Below are 16,010 nucleotides of genomic sequence, written 5' to 3'. Positions count from 1 at the left end.
ACGGCTCTCTCGCGGCCGACGCGTCGGGGCAGTGGGCGTGGGACGGCCCGCAACCTTTGTTGCGGGCCGTCCCACAGCGTGTTGGCCAGTGGCCCTGTTGCCGCAGGGTGTCTCACTCTGTGGCGATCGCCCTCAGGACGTTCAGGCGGGCCGCTCGGCTTGCCGGGCGCAGGCCCGCCAGGGCGCCGGCCGCCAGGCCGACCAGGGCCACCAGCGCGAGCTGGACGGGCGGCATCGCGAAGGCGAAGGCGCTGTCGCTCGCGCCGTCGGACGCCTTGACCAGCACCCAGCCGAGGAAGGCGCCGAGGGCCAGCCCGCCCGCCGTGCCGAAGGCGGCGACCAGGACGGACTCCCAGCGGACCATGGCCCGCAGCTGGGCGCGGGTCTGGCCGACGGCCCTGAGCAGGCCCAGCTCGCGGGTGCGTTCGTGGATCGCCAGGGTGAGGGTGTTGGCGATGCCGAGCAGTGCGATGAGCACGGCGAGGGCGAGCAGCGCGTAGACGAGGGTGAGCATCATGTCGATGCCGCCCGCCGAGGACTGCGCGTACTCGTCGCGGGTCTGCACCTCCGGATTGCCGTACCTGTCGGCGACCTGCTCGACGGCCGCCTTGCCCTGTGCGGTGCTCACACCGTCCGCGAAGGTGACGGCGACGAGGGTGTCGGCGTCCTGGGTGCGGTGCGGGGCCCAGGCCGCGCGGGTGACGACGTAGTCGCCGGCCAGTTCCGACTGCCCGTAGACCGCGCGGACCGTGAAGGTCTGTTCCTGGCCGTCGGTGAAGGTGAGCCGGGTGGTGTCGCCGGGGGTGACGTTCAGCCGGTCGGCCTCCTTCTCGGTGACGGCGATGCCGGTGGTCCCCAGGTCGGCGAGGGAGCCGCGGATCTCGCCGAGGTCGAAGGTGCGGTTCAGTGCGACCGGGTCGGTGACGGTCAGGGCCCGTCCGTCGCCGTTCACCTCGGCGACGCCCCGGCCGAGTCCGACCGCGGTGTCCACCTCGGGCAGTGCCTCGACCGCCGCGGCGAGTTTCGGGCTGAGGCCGCTGCCGCCCGCCCCGAACGAGGGCGCGCTGACGGCGACGTCGCCCGCGAAGGAACGCGAGACGGTCTGGTCCATGGTCGCTTTCAGGGAAGCGCCGAAGACCGTGAACAGGGAGACCACCGCCACGCCGATCATCAGGGCGCTGGCCGTGGCAGCCGTGCGCTTGGGGCTGCGCAGGGCGTTGCGGCGGGCGAGGCCGCCGGTGATGCCGCGCAGCCGGTGCAGCGGGCTGCCGAGCACCCGGACGGCGGTGGAGGAGGCGACGGGGCCGAGGACGACGAAGGCCACCAGGGCGAGGGCGGCGCCCGTGCCGGCCAGCCACACGGACGGCGTGACCAGGACGCCGGTGAGGGTGACGGCGAGGGCCAGGGCCGCGAGGGCTGTCCCCGTGACCGCGCGGGTGCGGGAGGCGCCGGAGGTGTCGACGGCCGTCTCGCGCAGGGCGGCCAGCGGTGCCGTGTGCCCGGCGCGCACCGCGGGCAGCAGGGCGGAGCCCAGGCACACCAGGATGCCGACGGCCAGGGGGAGGAGGAGGGAGAGAGCGCCGATGACCAGGCTTCCCTCCGGGAAGGGGAATCCGATGGCGGGGAACAGGGCCTGGAGGCCGGCCGCGATGCCGATGCCGCCGGCGAGTCCGGCCAGCGACGCGGTCACGGCGACCGCGCTCGCCTCCACCAGGGTGGCCGCGGTGATCTGCCGGCGGGAGGCGCCGAGGGCGCGCAACAGGGCGTTCTCACGGGTGCGTTGCGCGACGACGATGGCGAAGGTGTTGTGGATGGAGAAGGTCGCCACCAGCAGGGCGACTCCGGAGAACACCAGCAGGAAGAGCGTGAAGATGCTCAGGAACTGGCCGGCGATCATGTCGTTGTTCTCCTCGGCCGACTCCTGACCGGTGATCGCCTCGACGTCCTGGGGCAGGACGGTGGCCAGCCGCTCGACGAGTTCCTGCTGGCTCACGTCGGGTCCGGCGCGTACGAGGATGCTCGCGGCCTGGCCAGGGCGGGCCGTCAGGTACTTCTCGGCGTCGGCCCGGGTCATACCGGTGTACGTCACCTGGGCCATGCCGTCCTCGCCGCCGAAGGTGGCGAGACCGACGATGGTCACCGTCACCGGGTCGGGCGTGCGCAGGACGGTCGTGTCGCCGAGGGACAGGCCGCCGCGCTCGGCCGTGCCCCGGTTGACCACGACCTCGCCGGACTTCTGCGGGGCGCGGCCCTCGGCGAGCCGGTACGGGTTGAGCTCGGGGTCGGTGATCCAGTTGCCGGCGAGGGTGGGCGGGCCCTGGCCGCCGATCGGCTCGCCGTCGGAGCCGACGAGCTGTCCGGCGCCCTGGATGTCGGGGACGGCCGCGGCGACACCCGGGACCCGCTCGATCGTGCTGGTGAGGTCCGTGGCGACCGGCTGCCGCACTCCCTGGCTCTCCCCCGGGGTCGTGATGGCGTCGGCGCTGCGGACGACGGCGTCGGTGCCGCGGGCCGCGTTGCCGAACATGCTGTCGAAGCTGGCGCGCAGCGTGTCGCCCATGACGAGCGTGCCGGCGAGGAACGCCACGCCCAGGAACACGGCGAGGAACGTTCCGGCGAAGCGCCGTTTGTGGGCGCGCAGGGAGGCCGCGCTCAGGCGCAGGGAGGCGTTCATGACGGCACCTCGAAGGCTTTCATCCGGTCCAGGACGCGGTCGGCGGTCGGGGCTTCCATCCGGTCGACGAGCCGGCCGTCGGCGAGGAAGACGACCTCGTCGGCGTGGGCGGCGGCCACCGGGTCGTGGGTGACCATGACGACCGTGCGGCCGGTGTGACGCACGGTGCGGCCGAGCAGCCCGAGCACCTCCTCGCCGGAGCGGGAGTCGAGGTTTCCGGTGGGCTCGTCGGCGAAGACGACGTCCGGCCGGCCGGCGAAGGCGCGGGCCACGGCGACGCGTTGCTGCTGCCCGCCGGACAGCTCGGCGGGCCGGTGGTGCAGCCGGTCGCGCAGGCCCACGACATCGATCAGGGCGTCGATCCACTCGGGGTCTCCCCCGCCGCCCGCGAGGTCGAGCGGCAGGGTGATGTTCTCCGCGACGGTGAGCGTCGGCACCAGGTTGTACGCCTGGAACACGAAGCCCACCCGGTCGCGGCGCAGCAGGGTGAGTCGACGGTCGTCGAGCCCGCCCAGGTCGGTGTCGCCGATGTACGCGGAGCCGGAGGTGAGCGTGTCGAGTCCGGCGGCGCAGTGCATCAGGGTGGACTTGCCGGAGCCCGAGGGGCCCATGATCGCGGTGAAGCGGCCGGCCGGGAAGGTGACCGTCACGCCGTCGAGGGCCCTGACGGCGGTGTCGCCGGCGCCGTACACCTTCACGGCGTCGACGACCCGCGCGGCGGTCCGGGTGGTGGCGGCGGTGGTGGTCATGCCGCACCGCCCTTGCGCCCGAACTGCTCGTCCAGGACGGACAGGCGCCGCCAGTACTCTTCCTCGTCGATGTCACCGGAGGCGAAGCGGTGGCCGAGCACCGTGATGGGCGAATCCTGTGCCGGCCCGGTCCGCGCGGGTCCGCCGCGTCCGCGCCATGCGGTGCGGCGCAGCAGTGCGATGCCGCCGCCGATGACGAGGGCCCAGATCAGGGGGAAGAGCAGGATCCACGGGCCGGGTCCGCCGTCGCCGAAGTGCGCCAGGGTCTGCATGATCGTTCAGCTCCTCGGATGCGATGTTCTGCGTTCGTGTCGCTTCCGAGAGTCGCCCTGAAGGGGGTGCCGGGTCGTCGTACGGCGAGCGGCAGTGCGGCTACCTCGCGGGGAGTAGAGCGCGTGCCACGGCGCGGTCCTCGGGCGTACGCCCGGCCCTGGGTCAGGTCGCCGCCTGGTCGGTGTCGCGCAGCGCGCCCCAGCCGTGCCAGCGGTCGATCTCGATCCAGGCGCTGACCCGGGGGCGCCGCCGGTCGGGGTAGGGACGGCCGGTGTAGTGGGAGGAGAGGCGGTCGATGTCGGCCAGTCCCTCGTCGTCGTGCAGCTCGGCGACGCGGCCGATGAGGGTGACGTGGGTGTACCAGTCGTCCCCGTCCAGGACGGTGAGGGTGACGCGCGGGTCGCGGCGCAGGTGCTTCAGACGTACGCGGCCCGCGTCGAGGCTGATCAGGGCGCGGCCGTCCTCCCACAGGTACCAGGTGGGCGTGGAGACGGGAGCGCCGTCGGAGCGGACGGTGGCCATCACGCACGGGTTGGCGCGGCGCAGGAGGGTGTCGGCCTTCGGGGGGAGCGGGGGCTTGGACATGGGGACTCCTCGATCTCGCGGGCCGGGCACGGCCGTCGGTCGGCCGGGTCAGGCGGGGGGCTCTGCGTCGAAGCTGGCGTAGTACGCGGCGGCCATGTCCTCGTCTCCGTGGCCCTGGGCCGCGGCGCGTTCCAGGCGGGCCGCGCTCGCTGCGGCCACGTCCAGGCGGACACCGTGCCGCTCGCCGGCCCGGACGATCAGGCGGGCGTCCTTGGCGGCGGTGGTCACCGCGAACTGGGCCGGGGACAGACGGCCGTCGAGGATGAGGCCGGCCTTGGCGTGCAGATAGCCCATGTCGAGGGGGCCTCCCGCGATGAGGCCGAGGAAGTCGGCGGGCGCGACGTCGAGGGCACCGGCCAGGGCGAGGGCCTCGCCGGCGGCCGAAGTGGCGGCGAGCACCCAGCTGTTGGCGACCAGTTTCAGCCGGGTCGCGCTCCCCGCCGCCCCGTCCTCGCCGGTCCACACCGTGCGGGCGCCGACGGCGTCGAACACCGGCGTGACGGTGTCCCTGCCCGCGGCCGGGCCGGCGGCGAGGACGGTCAGCTGCCCGGCCTCGGCGGGCTGACGCGTCCCGAGGACGGGGGCGTCGTAGAAGAGCAGGTCGTGCTCGTTCGCGAACGCGGCCAGCTCGGCGACGCCGTCCAGGCCGGCCGTGGTGGACTGCACCCAGGCGGCGGAACGGCGCAGGCCGGGAGCCGCCTTGCGCATCGTCTCCAGCGCGGCAGCGCCGTCGTACAGCATGGTCAGCACGACGTCGGCGGAGTCGACCGCCTCGGCCGGGGTGTCCGCCACCCGCACGCCGTCGGCGGCCAGGGGATCCGCCTTGGCGCGGGTGCGGTTCCAGGCCTGGACGGTGTGGCCGGCCCGTGCGAGGTTGCGGGCCATCGCCGCACCCATGATGCCGGTGCCCAGGACGCTCACGGTGAGCTTGTCGGTCATGACCTCGGCTCTCTGTCGTCACGGTCGCTGTGCTGCCCGTGGCTCACGAGACGTCGCACGCGACCCGTCGGGCACTGTCGGATCATTGTGTGCGCAACCGCGCTGCATCGGCGCGCCCGTTCACGCATCCGGCACCGCTTCCGGGTTCTAGGCCAGCGCCCCGAGCGGGTCGTCCAGGACCGGCTGCCAGGCCAGTTCCGCCGCGCCGACCAGGCTGTTGTGGTCCAGGGTGCAGGGGAGGATGGGTACGCCGCCGCTGCGGCCCCACAGGCTGCGGTCGGCGACGACGGCGCGCAGCCGCTCGGGGTCGGCCTCCAGGAGAGTGCGGTGGAGGCCGCCGAGGATGATCCGGTCCGGGTTGAGGATGTTCACCAGCCCGGCGAGGCCCAGTCCGAGCCGGTCGATCAGCGCCTGCGTGGCGGTGCGGACGGCCGGGTCGTCGTAGTGGCCGCGGATCAGTTCCTCGGCCTGTCTCAGCAGGGACATCTCTGGGCCCGGGGCGCGTCCGGCGGCGGTGAGGAGGGCCAGCGGGTCCGCCTCCACGTCCAGGCAGCCGCGGCTGCCGCAGTGGCAGGGGCGGCCCTCGGGGTTGACGGTGAGGTGACCGACCTCCAGGGCCAGCCCCGAACTGCCGGTGTGCAGGCGCCCGTCGAGGACCAGCGCGCCGCCCACGCCCCGGTGCCCGGTGGCCACGCACAGCAGGTCGCGGGAGCCGCGTCCGGCGCCGTGCCGGTGTTCGGCGAGGGCGGCGAGGTTGACGTCGTTGGCGGCGAAGGCGGGCCCGTCGAGCCCGGCCGCGCGCACCTGCTCGGCGAAGATCTCCCGTACGGGAGCGCCCGCGGGCCAGGCCAGGTGCAGGGGGTTGAGGGCCAGGCCCTCGGGTTCGGCCACCGCGGACGGCACGGCGAGCCCGGCGCCCACGCAGCGGCGCCCGGTCTCCCGGAGCAGTTCGGCACCGGCCGCGACGACCGAGCCGAGCACCTTCGCCGGGTCGGCGTCGACGACCTCGCAGCCCGGCGCCGTGGCGACGATACGGCCGCCGAGCCCGACCAGCGCGGCCCGGAAGCCGTCGGCGTGCACCTGCGCGGCGAGCGCCACCGGCCCGTCCTCGGCGACCGCGAGCCGGTGCGAGGGCCGCCCCTGCGAACCGGCCGCCGCACCCGGCCGGGCGTCCACCCGGATCAGCCCGAGCGCCTCCAGCTCCGCGGCGACCGCGCCGGCTGTCGCACGGGTCACGCCGAGTTCGGCGGTGAGGACCGCGCGGGTGGGGGCGCGTCCGGTGTGCACCAGCTCCAGCGCGGGGCCGAGCGCGCCGCGTCCCCGGTCGAGCCGCGTCCTCGAGGTCGTCCCTTCCCCCGCCGGCCGGGGGTCCGCCTTCCCGCTCATGAGGGCGAGTCTCCCATGATCCGCAAACCGCCGGGGACTACGGGCGCCCTACAGGCCGCCGACCCGGAGCGTGATGTTCAGCCGCCCCGACAGGCCCAACTCCGGCGGTGCCGTGCCCGCGTACACCTTCGGGACCCCGTGGTAGGCGAGCCGGGACGGCCCGCCGAAGACGAACAGGTCGCCGCTGCGCAGTTCGACGTCCGTGTAGGGGCGGGCGCGGCTCTCGGTGGTGCCGAAGCGGAAGACGCAGCTGTCGCCGAGGCTCAGCGACACCACGGGGGCGTCCGCCTTCTCGTCGCTGTCGCGGTGCATGCCCATCCGGGCGTCGCCGTCGTAGAAGTTGATGAGCGCGATGTCGTACGCGGCCCCCGCGGCGGCCTGCGCCCCGAGGGTGTCGGCGACCGCGCGGCGGCCCAGCTCGCCGAGCCGGCCGGGGAAGGGCTTCACGGGGGCGCCGTCGCCGTCGACGACGGTGCGGGCGTAGCCGTACGGGTACCAGTGCCAGCCGAGGCACACCTGCCGGGCGGTCATGGTGCCGCCACCGGGGGTGCGCACGGTGCGCAGTCCGGCGGGCGGCCGGGCCCACTCCCGGCACGCGTCGAGCAGCTCGCGCTGCGCCCGCGGGTCCAGCCAGTCCGGCACGTGCACCGCGCCGGGCGCGACCTCGGTCCGGGTCCTCGGGAACAGCTCGCCGTCCATGCCCCTATCCTGCCCCCCTCTCCGCCGGACACGGGCTGAGCTGCGGTTCCGCTAGCCTGGGCGGCACGATGGACGACCGTATGACGACGCCGTGGGGCGAGCCGGTGCTGGCTCGCTTTCCCGAGGACCCGCGAGACCGGCTGCGCGCCTGGGACGCCTCCGACGAGTACCTGCTCCGGTACCTCGACCGGGAGCGCGTTCCGCTGTCGGGGACGGTCGTCGTCCTCGGGGACCGGTGGGGCGCGCTGGTCACGGCGCTCGCGGCGCACCGGCCGACGCAGATCACCGACTCCTGGCTCGGCCAGGAGGCGACCCGTGCGAATCTGGCGCGCAACGGCGTGGGGCCGGGCACGGTCCGGCTGCTGACGACGCAGGACGACCCGCCGGAGCGGATCGACGTGCTGCTGGTGCGGGTGCCGAAGAGTCTGGCGCTGCTGGAGGACCAGCTGCTGCGGCTGGCACCGGCGGTGCACGAGGACACCGTCGTCGTGGGCACCGGGATGGTGAAGGAGATCCACACCTCCACCCTGCGCCTGTTCGAGCGGATCCTCGGCCCCACCCGCACCTCGCTCGCCGAGAAGAAGGCCCGGCTGATCTTCTGCACCCCGGATCCCGCGCTCGAGCGCCCCGCCAATCCCTGGCCGTACCGCTATACGCTCCCCGACGGCGTCGGCACGGTCTCCGGCCGGACCGTCGTCAACCACGCGGGCGTGTTCTGCGCGGACCGCCTCGACATCGGCACCCGCTTCTTCCTGCAGCACCTGCCCGCCGTGCGCGACGGCGGCCGGGTGGTGGATCTGGGGTGCGGCAACGGCGTCGTCGGCACGGCGATGGCGCTGGCTGATCCGCGGGCCGAGGTGCTGTTCGTGGACGAGTCCTTCCAGGCGGTGGCGTCCGCGCAGGACACCTACCGGGCGAACGGTGTTCCGGGGCACGCGGAGTTCCGGGTCGGCGACGGGCTGGCGGGTGTGCCGGCGGACAGTGTGGACCTGGTCCTGAACAACCCGCCGTTCCACTCCCACCAGGCGACCACCGACACCACCGCCCGGCGCATGTTCACCGACGCCCGGCGCACCCTGCGCCCCGGCGGCGAGCTGTGGGTGATCGGCAATCGTCACCTGGGCTATCACGTGCGGCTGCGCCGGCTGTTCGGCAACAGCGAAGTGGTGGCGAGCGACCCGAAGTTCGTGGTGCTCAGGGCCGTGAAGCGGTGAGCGCCGCAGCCCAGAAGCCGGCGTAGCGCCCGCCGCGGAGCAGCAGCTCGTGGTGGTCGCCCTGCTCCGTGATCCGGCCGCCGTCCAGGAAGACGATGTGATCCGCGCGTTCCACGGTCCGCAGCCGGTGCGCCACCATCACCACCGTCCGGCCGCGCATCAGCCGCTCGATCCCCTCGTGGACGGCCGCCTCGTTGACGGGGTCCAGTGCGGACGTCACCTCGTCCAGCAGCACTATGGGCGCGTCCTTCAGCAGCGCCCGCGCGATCGAGACGCGCTGGCGCTCACCGCCGGAGAGCCGGGCGCCGCCCTCGCCGACGCGGGCCGCCCACCCGCCGGGCAGGCGCTCGACCACCTCGTCCAGACGGGCCGCGGCGGCCGCCGCACGCAGCTCGGCCTCGGAGGCGTCGGGGCGGCCGAGACGTACGTTCTCCTCGATCGTGCCCTCGAAGAGGTACACGTCCTGGAAGACGACGGCGATCCGCGCCATCAGCACCTCGCTGTCGATGGCGCGCACGTCCACGCCTCCCACGCGGACCGATCCCGCGTCCACGTCGTGGAATCGCGCGAGCAGCTGCAGCAGCGTCGTCTTGCCCGCGCCCGACGGTCCTACGACGGCGAGCCGCCGGCCCTCCGCCACGGACAGCGACACCCCGTCGAGCACGGTGCGCTCGCCGTGCCGGAAGACCACCGACTCGAACGTGACGTCGTGGGTCACGGGCCGGACCGGGCGGACGGGTTCCGGCAGCGGCTTGGTCCGCAACAGCGTGTCGAGCCGGGACAGTTCGGAGCGTGCGCTGCGCACCTGGCTGCCGATGTGCGACAGCGACAGCAGCGGATCGGCGCACCGCGCGGCGAGCACCAGGATCGTCAGGATCTCCGCCGCCCCCACCTGCCCGCCGAGGGTGAGGTGGGCGCCCAGCACGAGAAGGGCGGTGAACATCGCCTGCACCGTGAAGGTCAGCCCCAGGGCTCCGGGCAGCACCGCCAGCGTGGAGCGGCGGGACGCATGCCGGACCTCGGCCAGGGAGTCGTCGAGCAGCCGGAAGCGTTCGGCGGTCCTGCCGCCGGCCCGCAGCACCGGCTGGGCCTGGAGGAACTCGACGACCCGCCCGGCGGCCTCGCGGTCGCGTGCGGCGCGCTCGGTGTCGGCGGCGGCCGTCGCCCGTCCGGTCCAGGCCTGCACCAGCGCCACGACCGGTGCGGCGGCCAACGCGGCAAGCCCCATCTGCCAGTTGAGGGCGAGCATCACGGCGACGATCGTCAGCGGGGTCACAGCGGCGGAGATCGACGGCGCCAGCAGGTGCGCGATCACGCTCAGGGCCTGCAGGACCCCTTGGCCGGCGAGGACGGACACCTCGCCGACACGGCGGGCGTCGTACCAGCCGAGGGGCAGCCGGGCGAGGTGGTCGCCGAGCCGGTGGTACACGCCGCGCAGCAGCGTGGTCCCGACGCGGAAGCCGGACAGGTCGCTGACGTAGCGCAGCGCCGCGTAGATCGCGACGGCCGCGCCGAACGCGGTGAGCCAGGGCCAGGCGTCCTCGGGCCTGTTCCCGAACAGCGACCGCAGCACGGGAACCAGCAGGGCGTAGGACAGGCCCTCCACGATCGCGGTCGTCGTCATCAGGGCCACGGTGCGGCGCACCGGCCGGGCGTACTGGTCTCCCAGCACACGGAACAGCATGCGGATCACGGGGTGTCGTCTCCTCTCGCCACGGCGCCGCCGGTTCCGGTCGCTTCCCTGGCTCCCGGCTCGCGGGTCTGCCAGAAGGCGGCGAACTCGCCGCCCCGCCCCAGCAGTTCGGCGGGGCTGCCGCGCTCGACGATCCGTCCGTCCCGCAGCACGACGACGGTGTCGGCGGCGGCGACCGTCGCCGGCCGGTGGGCGATGACCAGGACCGTGCGGTCGTCTCCCAGCGTCGTCAGGGCCCGGCGCACCGCCTGTTCGGTCTGCGGGTCGGCGAAGGCGGTGGCCTCGTCGAGCACCAGGACGGGCGCGTCGGCCAGCAGGGCGCGGGCGAGCGCGATCCGCTGGGCCTCGCCGCCGGACAGCCCGGTCTCCGAGCCGATCACCGTGTCGTAGCCGCGCGGCAGTTCGCGTATGCGGTCGTGGATGTGCGCCAGCTCGGCTGCGCGCACCACGTCGTCGAGGTCGGCGTGCGGCACCGCCAGTGCGATGTTGTCGGCCACCGAGGCGTGCAGCAGGCGCACGTCCTGGAAGACGAAGGACACCGTACGGCCGAGTTCCCGGCTGTCGAGCTCACGCAGGTCGACACCGCCGAGGTGGACCGAGCCGTGGGTGGGGTCGAAGAACCGCGGCAGCAGCTGGACCAGGGTGGACTTCCCGCTGCCCGACGGCCCGACGACCGCGGTGACCGTGCCCGGTTCCAGTACGAGGTCGATTCCGCGCAGTACCTCGTGCCCGGGGTCGTAGCCGAAGCGGACGCCCCGCAGTTCCACCCGGTGGCCCTGCGGTACGGCCGGGTGGGCGGGCTCGGGCAGGGGCGGGACGGCGAGGACGTCGCGGATCCGGCCCAGCGCGCGCCGCGCCGACTGGATGTCGTCGAAGCCGTGGCCGAGCGCCGCCACGGGCGCGGTCAGGCCCAGTCCGAGGAGCAGGAAGGGCAGCAGATCGGCCGGCGCCATGCCGCCGCCGGTGATCAGGGCCGTACCGCCGACGAGCACCACCAGCAGCACGAACGGCGGGGAGAGCACCGTCTGCATGGCGGCGGCGACACCGGCGAGGCCGCGCACGAACCGGTGGAAGATGTGCACGAACGCGTCCGCGGCCGTGAGGAACGCGCGGTGCGCGCGCCCGGAGCCGCCGAACGCCTTGACCACCGAGATGCCCTGCACGAACTCGACGGTCGCACTGGCGATCCGAGCCATGGCCGCGTCGAACTCCTTCTCCTCGCGCTGGCGGGCGGGGGTCATCATGAAGGGGACCAGCGCCACCGCCAGGACCACCGGGGCCAGCGTGATCAGGGTGAGCCGCCAGTCGACGGTGAAGAGGTAGGCCAGCGACACCAGCGGGACGACGAACGCGGAGACGAGTTCGCCGGGGGTGTGGGCGATGAACGGGTGCACGGCGCTGACGTCGTCGCCGACCACCTTGGCCAGCTCGCCCGTCCGCCGCCGGGAGAGCCAGGCGATCGGCGCGCGCCCCAGCCGTGCGGCCAGTTGCCGCCGCAGCGCCAGTTGCACCCGCCCGTCGAGCAGGTGCCCGATCCCGGACGACGCGGTGGTGAGCAGCAGACGGAGGAGCAGGCCCAGCGCACCTGCGGCGACCACGGTGCGGACGTGGCCGTGGTCGGCCGGGCCGGGCGACAGCAGCGCACGTCCCAGTTCGACGACCGCGAGCAGCGGCGCGAGGCCCGCCACCGCGCCGGCGACCTGCAGGACGACGACCGCGGCGAAACCGCGCCGGAAGGGGCGCAGCAGCTCCGCCACGGACTGCTGGGGCTCAGCGGTTCGGTCGGTGGTGGTCATCGGCGTCCTGTCCTCAGTCGGCCAGGGCACGGCGCAGGGCTGCGGCGAGTTCGGAGATCTGCCGCTGGGACACATCGGCCGACAGGATCGCCTGCGACCCGTGGAACGTGCCGGGCCACTGGTGCAGTTCGACACTGACGCCCGCCTGGAGCAAGCGCAGCGCGTATGTGATGCCGTCGTCGCGGGACGGGCAGAGCTCGGCGGTGGCGAGGTAGGCGGGCGGCAGGCCGGACAGGTCGTCGGCGCGGGCCGGGGCGGCGTAGGGCGTGGCGGGCCGGGAGCCCAGGTAGTGCCGCCACGAGGCGGTGAGCTTGTCGCGGGTCGCCCAGGGGGTGTCGGTGAAGTGCCGTGCCGACCAGGTCTGTTGGCGGTCGTCGAGCTGGGGCTGGTTGAGCAGCTGGAAGCGGATCGCGGGCCCCTGCTCGTCACGCGCCCGCAGGGCCAGGGCGGCCGCGAGTCCGGCACCGGCGCTGTGTCCCGCGACCGCGAGCCGCGCCGCGTCGAAGCCGAGTTCCGTCGCGTGCTCGGCCGACCAGGCCAGTACGGCGTACGCGTCGTCCAGCGCGGCCGGGAACCGGTGTTCGGGCGCCAGCCGGTAGCCCACCGAAATCACCACCGCGCCGCAGAGTCCGGCGACCCGGCCGGCCCACGGGTGCTCGGTGTCCAGGTCGCCCATGATGAATCCGCCGCCGTGCAGCCAGATGACGGCGCCCCGGGCCTGGTGCGGGCGGTAGATCCGCACCGGCACGTCGGGGTCGGCCGGTACCGTGCGGTCCTCGATCTCCAGACCGGAGGTGTCGGGCGGGGGCACCGAGGCGGCCAGTTCGGCGAGGTTCTTGCGTTCGGCGACCGGGTCGGTCAGGTCGGCCCTGGGGAACAGCGGGACGAATGCTTCGAGTTCGGGATCCATGCCGGACATGCTCGCCGCCGCGGCACCCCGAGAGCATCCGCCAGGTGTCGGGCATCCGGCCCGTATCGCGCACCGGTTGTCGCCTATCCTCCTGGCATGGAGGCACTGGCCGTGCGGCTGTCGCACCTCGACGCGGAGGCGGAGGGCGCGATCCGCGTCGTGATGTTCTACGACACGCTGATGCGCCGCCGGGTGGACCTGCCGGCGCTGGCGCGGGCCTCGGCGGGGCTGGCCGAGTGCGTGGTCGGGATCCGGCTGCACGGTACGGGGCGAACGGTCCGCGCCTCACCCGACGGCAGGGAGATGTCCGCGCCCTCGTCCCCGGCGTCCAGCAGTGTGCCGATCACGCTCGACGACGAGGAGATCGGCACGGTGTGGCTGGAGCGTCCCGGCCCGCCCGGCCCTCTCGACGAGGCGGTGCTGGACCGGCTGGCCATCGCCGCCGCCGCGGTCGCCGAGCGGTACGGCCCGGCCCGCACGACGATGGCCGATCCCGCGCTCGTCGAGCTGGTGATCAGCTCCGGCAGCGACGAGGCGGCCAGGGCGCGGGCGTTGCGGCTTCTCGGCTTCGGCCTCGATCTGCCGGTCCGGGTCGTCGCCGTGCGCTCGCGGCTGCCGCTCGACCGGATCGGCGCTCTGCTCTGCCCGGCCCGCCCGGTGAAGGCGGCACCGCTCCGGGACGTCGGCGTCGTGCTGGCCACCACGGTCGACACGGACCGGCTCCCGCCGGAGGTGCGCGCCGGGATCGGCGCGGCGGAGAGCCCCGACCGGTCCTGGCAGCAGGCCCGCACCGCCCTGCGCTTCACGGCCCCGGGCCGGCCTGTCGTCCGCTACGACGCTCTGGGCGCCCTGGCGCTGCTGGCCGAGATACCTCGGGACGCCGTACGGGACAACGCGGACATCGCGGCGGTCGGGTGTGTCGCCGGCAACGCGGAGGACCTGGCGACTCTGGAGGCCTACTGCGCCACCGGCTCGCGGCGCCGGGCGGCCGACCTGCTGCACCTGCACCACAGCAGCGTCGCCCGCCGGCTGGAGCAGATCGGGAAGACCCTCGGCTTCGACCTCACCGAATCGGCCGGGCTGGTGCGGGCCACGCTCGCCCTGACCGCCTGGCGGATGCTCGACGGCTGAGCACGCGGTCCGGCTGCGGGTCAGGACGCTGCGGGGGCCGGGCCCAGGGTCCGGATGATCGACGCCACCGTCCGGGTCATCGCCTCCCGGCCCACCGTCAGGTAGCCGCGGGAGTCGACCGCCTCGGGGTGCGCGGCCAGGTACTCCCTGATCGCGCCGGTCATCGCGATGTTCAGGGCGGTGCCCACGTTGACCTTGGTGATGCCGCCGGTGACCGCCGCGGCGAGTTCGGTGTCGGGGAGGCCGGAGGAGCCGTGCAGGACGAGGGGGACGTCCAGGGCGGCGGAGAGGCGTTTGAGGAGGGTGTGGTCGACGGCCGCCGTGCGGGTGGTCATCGCGTGGCTGGTGCCGATGGCGACGGCCAGGGCGTCCACGCCCGAGTCGGCGACGAACGCTCGGGCCTGGTCGGGGTCGGTGCGGGCGCCGGGGGCGTGGGCGTCCAGCGGGGGCCGCCCGTCCTTGCCGCCGATCTGCCCCAACTCCGCTTCGATCCAGAGGCCTTGAGCATGCGCCCAGTCGGCGGCGGCGCGCGTGGCGGCGAGGTTCTCGGCGTACGGCAGGCCGGCCGCGTCGTACATGACGGAGCCGAAGCCCGCGTCCGGTGCCTGGCGCAGCAGGGCGTCGCTCTTGACGTGGTCGAGGTGCAGCGCGACGGGGACGGCGGCGCGTTCGGCGGCGGTGACGGCGGCGCGGGCCAGCGGGAGCAGCCGGCCGTAGCGGAACTTCACGGCGTTCTCGCTGACCTGGAGGACGACGGGGGCGTTCACCGACTCGGCGCCGGCGATGACCGCTTCGACGTGTTCCAGCGTGATGATGTTGAACGCGGCGACCGCTGAGCGGGCCGCGGCGGCGCGGGAGACGAGGTCGCCGGTGGTCGTGAGGGGCACGGGGTTGTCCTGTTCGACGGTGTCGGAGGCCGGTGGGGTACGGGGCCTGTGGCGTGGTGGCCGGGTCGGACGGGGCCGCGGCCGCGCGGCCGACGGCGTGCGGCCGACGGCGTGCGGGCGTCGCCGCGTGCGGGCGTCGTCGCGTGCGGGCGTCGTCGCGTGCGGTCAGGGGGTGAGGATGACGGAGCGGGTCAGGTGCCGGGGGCGGTCGGGGTCGAGTCCGCGGGCGGCGGCGACGGCGACCGCGAGGCGCTGGGCGCGGACGAGTTCGGCGAGCGGGTCGAGGGTGCCCTCGATCCACAGTCCGCCGGTGTCCCGGACCTGCTGGGCGAGTCCCTCGGGGGCCTCGCCGAACATCCAGGTCGCCGTGCCGGTGGTGGTGATGCTGATGGGGCCGTGCCGGTACTCCATCGCCGGGTAGGACTCGGTCCAGGACAGTGCCGCCTCGCGCATCTTCAGCCCGGCCTCGCTCGCCAGTCCGACGGTCCAGCCCCGGCCGAGGAAGGTGAACTGGGCGCAGCCCACGAGCCCTTCGGGCAGGGGCGAGGCGAGGGCCGTGCGGGCGTCCTCGACCACGCTGTCGGTGTGCAGTCCGAGGTGGGCGCGCAGCAGGGTGAGGGCGGTGGTGGCGAACCGGGTCTGGACGACGGAGCGTTCGTCCGCGAAGCCGAGGACGACGGTGTCGTGAGCCAGCGACATCACCGGGGTGGCCGGGTCGGCGGTGACGGCGGTGGTGCGGGTGCGGCCCTTCAACTCCTGGAGCAGATCGAGGACTTCGGTGGTGGTGCCGGAGCGGGTGAGGGCGACGACACGGTCGTAGGCGCGGCCGCGCGGGAACTCGGAGGCGGCGAAGGCGTCCGTCTCGCCCTGGCCGCTCGCCTCGCGCAGCGCGGCCGCCGCCTGCGCCATGAAGTAGGAGGTGCCGCAGCCGACGATCGCCACCCGCTCCCCCGCCGCCGGCAGCACCGAGCGGTGCTCGGCCGCCCCCGCGGCGGCGCGGGTCCAGCACTCCGGCTGACTGTTCAGTTCGGTCTCTACATGGGTCATGCGGCACCCCCACAGACGAATGATTGT

At 74.3% G+C, this 16,010-nt stretch carries 14 protein-coding genes; 2 read left to right on the top strand and 12 right to left on the bottom strand.

Annotated features, from left to right (window positions below; genetic code table 11):
* Positions 1–112 precede the first annotated feature (112 nt).
* From AB0412_RS05090 to AB0412_RS05060, 7 genes are all read right to left on the bottom strand, one after another.
* Positions 113–2,674 carry an ABC transporter permease gene (locus tag AB0412_RS05090; protein ID WP_366401085.1) on the bottom strand — a complete coding sequence of 854 codons (2,562 nt, stop codon included), beginning with the start codon at positions 2,672–2,674 and terminating at the stop codon, positions 113–115.
* On the bottom strand, positions 2,671–3,423 hold the full coding sequence (locus AB0412_RS05085) for an ABC transporter ATP-binding protein (protein ID WP_366401084.1): 753 nt from the start codon (positions 3,421–3,423) through the stop codon (positions 2,671–2,673). The genes AB0412_RS05090 and AB0412_RS05085 overlap by 4 nt, the downstream gene beginning before the upstream one ends.
* A complete protein-coding gene (locus tag AB0412_RS05080; protein ID WP_366401083.1) occupies positions 3,420–3,695 on the bottom strand; it encodes an SHOCT domain-containing protein in 276 nt (91 codons plus the stop codon). The genes AB0412_RS05085 and AB0412_RS05080 overlap by 4 nt, the downstream gene beginning before the upstream one ends.
* A gap of 163 nt (positions 3,696–3,858) precedes the next feature.
* Positions 3,859–4,281, bottom strand: a complete 423-nt coding sequence (locus tag AB0412_RS05075; RefSeq protein WP_366401082.1) for a PPOX class F420-dependent oxidoreductase — start codon at positions 4,279–4,281, stop codon at positions 3,859–3,861.
* A 48-nt stretch (positions 4,282–4,329) separates the two neighbouring features.
* Positions 4,330–5,220, bottom strand: a complete 891-nt coding sequence (locus tag AB0412_RS05070; protein WP_366401081.1) for an NAD(P)-dependent oxidoreductase — start codon at positions 5,218–5,220, stop codon at positions 4,330–4,332.
* Between the two features lie 147 nt (positions 5,221–5,367).
* Positions 5,368–6,606 carry an ROK family protein gene (locus AB0412_RS05065; RefSeq protein ID WP_366401080.1) on the bottom strand — a complete coding sequence of 413 codons (1,239 nt, stop codon included), beginning with the start codon at positions 6,604–6,606 and terminating at the stop codon, positions 5,368–5,370.
* 48 nt (positions 6,607–6,654) lie between these two features.
* Positions 6,655–7,305, bottom strand: a complete 651-nt coding sequence (locus AB0412_RS05060) for an alpha-ketoglutarate-dependent dioxygenase AlkB (RefSeq protein WP_366401079.1) — start codon at positions 7,303–7,305, stop codon at positions 6,655–6,657.
* An 80-nt stretch (positions 7,306–7,385) separates the two neighbouring features.
* On the opposite strand from AB0412_RS05060, the gene AB0412_RS05055 reads away from it, so the two are divergent.
* Positions 7,386–8,519, top strand: coding sequence for a methyltransferase (locus tag AB0412_RS05055; RefSeq protein WP_366401078.1), 1,134 nt, complete (start codon positions 7,386–7,388; stop codon positions 8,517–8,519).
* On the opposite strand, the gene AB0412_RS05050 is transcribed toward AB0412_RS05055, so the two are convergent.
* The 3 genes from AB0412_RS05050 to AB0412_RS05040 are packed head-to-tail and all read right to left on the bottom strand — an operon-like array spanning position 8,500 to position 12,918.
* Positions 8,500–10,212 (bottom strand): ABC transporter ATP-binding protein, encoded by a 1,713-nt coding sequence (locus AB0412_RS05050; protein ID WP_366401077.1) that lies wholly within the window; start codon positions 10,210–10,212, stop codon positions 8,500–8,502. The two genes, AB0412_RS05055 and AB0412_RS05050, sit on opposite strands and share 20 nt — an antisense overlap.
* Positions 10,209–12,008 carry an ABC transporter ATP-binding protein gene (locus tag AB0412_RS05045; RefSeq protein ID WP_366401076.1) on the bottom strand — a complete coding sequence of 600 codons (1,800 nt, stop codon included), beginning with the start codon at positions 12,006–12,008 and terminating at the stop codon, positions 10,209–10,211. The genes AB0412_RS05050 and AB0412_RS05045 overlap by 4 nt, the downstream gene beginning before the upstream one ends.
* 13 nt (positions 12,009–12,021) lie before the next feature.
* On the bottom strand, positions 12,022–12,918 hold the full coding sequence (locus AB0412_RS05040) for an alpha/beta hydrolase (protein WP_366401075.1): 897 nt from the start codon (positions 12,916–12,918) through the stop codon (positions 12,022–12,024).
* Between the two features lie 96 nt (positions 12,919–13,014).
* On the opposite strand from AB0412_RS05040, the gene AB0412_RS05035 reads away from it, so the two are divergent.
* The gene (locus AB0412_RS05035) at positions 13,015–14,049 is read left to right on the top strand and encodes a helix-turn-helix domain-containing protein (RefSeq protein WP_366401074.1); all 1,035 of its coding nucleotides are present in this window, start codon (positions 13,015–13,017) and stop codon (positions 14,047–14,049) included.
* A gap of 20 nt (positions 14,050–14,069) precedes the next feature.
* On the opposite strand, the gene AB0412_RS05030 is transcribed toward AB0412_RS05035, so the two are convergent.
* Both AB0412_RS05030 and AB0412_RS05025 read right to left on the bottom strand, forming a co-directional pair.
* Positions 14,070–14,936 carry a class II fructose-bisphosphate aldolase gene (locus AB0412_RS05030; protein ID WP_366401073.1) on the bottom strand — a complete coding sequence of 289 codons (867 nt, stop codon included), beginning with the start codon at positions 14,934–14,936 and terminating at the stop codon, positions 14,070–14,072.
* Between the two features lie 165 nt (positions 14,937–15,101).
* Positions 15,102–15,983, bottom strand: coding sequence for a sugar isomerase (locus tag AB0412_RS05025; RefSeq protein ID WP_366401072.1), 882 nt, complete (start codon positions 15,981–15,983; stop codon positions 15,102–15,104).
* Between the last annotated feature and the right edge of the window lie 27 nt (positions 15,984–16,010).

Origin of the sequence: Streptomyces sp. NPDC052012 (assembly GCF_040689265.1) — a bacterium.
Taxonomy (GTDB): Bacteria; Actinomycetota; Actinomycetes; order Streptomycetales; family Streptomycetaceae; genus Streptomyces.
This window is presented reverse-complemented; position numbering and strand designations above follow the sequence as displayed.

Bases quoted from the DNA above. Each gene is read 5' to 3' on its own strand.
- AB0412_RS05090 (WP_366401085.1), bottom strand. From the start codon at position 2,674: ATGAACGCCTCCCTGCGCCTGAGCGCGGCCTCCCTGCGCGCCCACAAA.
- AB0412_RS05085 (WP_366401084.1), bottom strand. From the start codon at position 3,423: ATGACCACCACCGCCGCCACCACCCGGACCGCCGCGCGGGTCGTCGAC.
- AB0412_RS05080 (WP_366401083.1), bottom strand. From the start codon at position 3,695: ATGCAGACCCTGGCGCACTTCGGCGACGGCGGACCCGGCCCGTGGATC.
- AB0412_RS05075 (WP_366401082.1), bottom strand. From the start codon at position 4,281: ATGTCCAAGCCCCCGCTCCCCCCGAAGGCCGACACCCTCCTGCGCCGC.
- AB0412_RS05070 (WP_366401081.1), bottom strand. From the start codon at position 5,220: ATGACCGACAAGCTCACCGTGAGCGTCCTGGGCACCGGCATCATGGGT.
- AB0412_RS05065 (WP_366401080.1), bottom strand. From the start codon at position 6,606: ATGAGCGGGAAGGCGGACCCCCGGCCGGCGGGGGAAGGGACGACCTCG.
- AB0412_RS05060 (WP_366401079.1), bottom strand. From the start codon at position 7,305: ATGGACGGCGAGCTGTTCCCGAGGACCCGGACCGAGGTCGCGCCCGGC.
- AB0412_RS05055 (WP_366401078.1), top strand. From the start codon at position 7,386: ATGACGACGCCGTGGGGCGAGCCGGTGCTGGCTCGCTTTCCCGAGGAC.
- AB0412_RS05045 (WP_366401076.1), bottom strand. From the start codon at position 12,008: ATGACCACCACCGACCGAACCGCTGAGCCCCAGCAGTCCGTGGCGGAG.
- AB0412_RS05040 (WP_366401075.1), bottom strand. From the start codon at position 12,918: ATGGATCCCGAACTCGAAGCATTCGTCCCGCTGTTCCCCAGGGCCGAC.
- AB0412_RS05035 (WP_366401074.1), top strand. From the start codon at position 13,015: ATGGAGGCACTGGCCGTGCGGCTGTCGCACCTCGACGCGGAGGCGGAG.
- AB0412_RS05025 (WP_366401072.1), bottom strand. From the start codon at position 15,983: ATGACCCATGTAGAGACCGAACTGAACAGTCAGCCGGAGTGCTGGACC.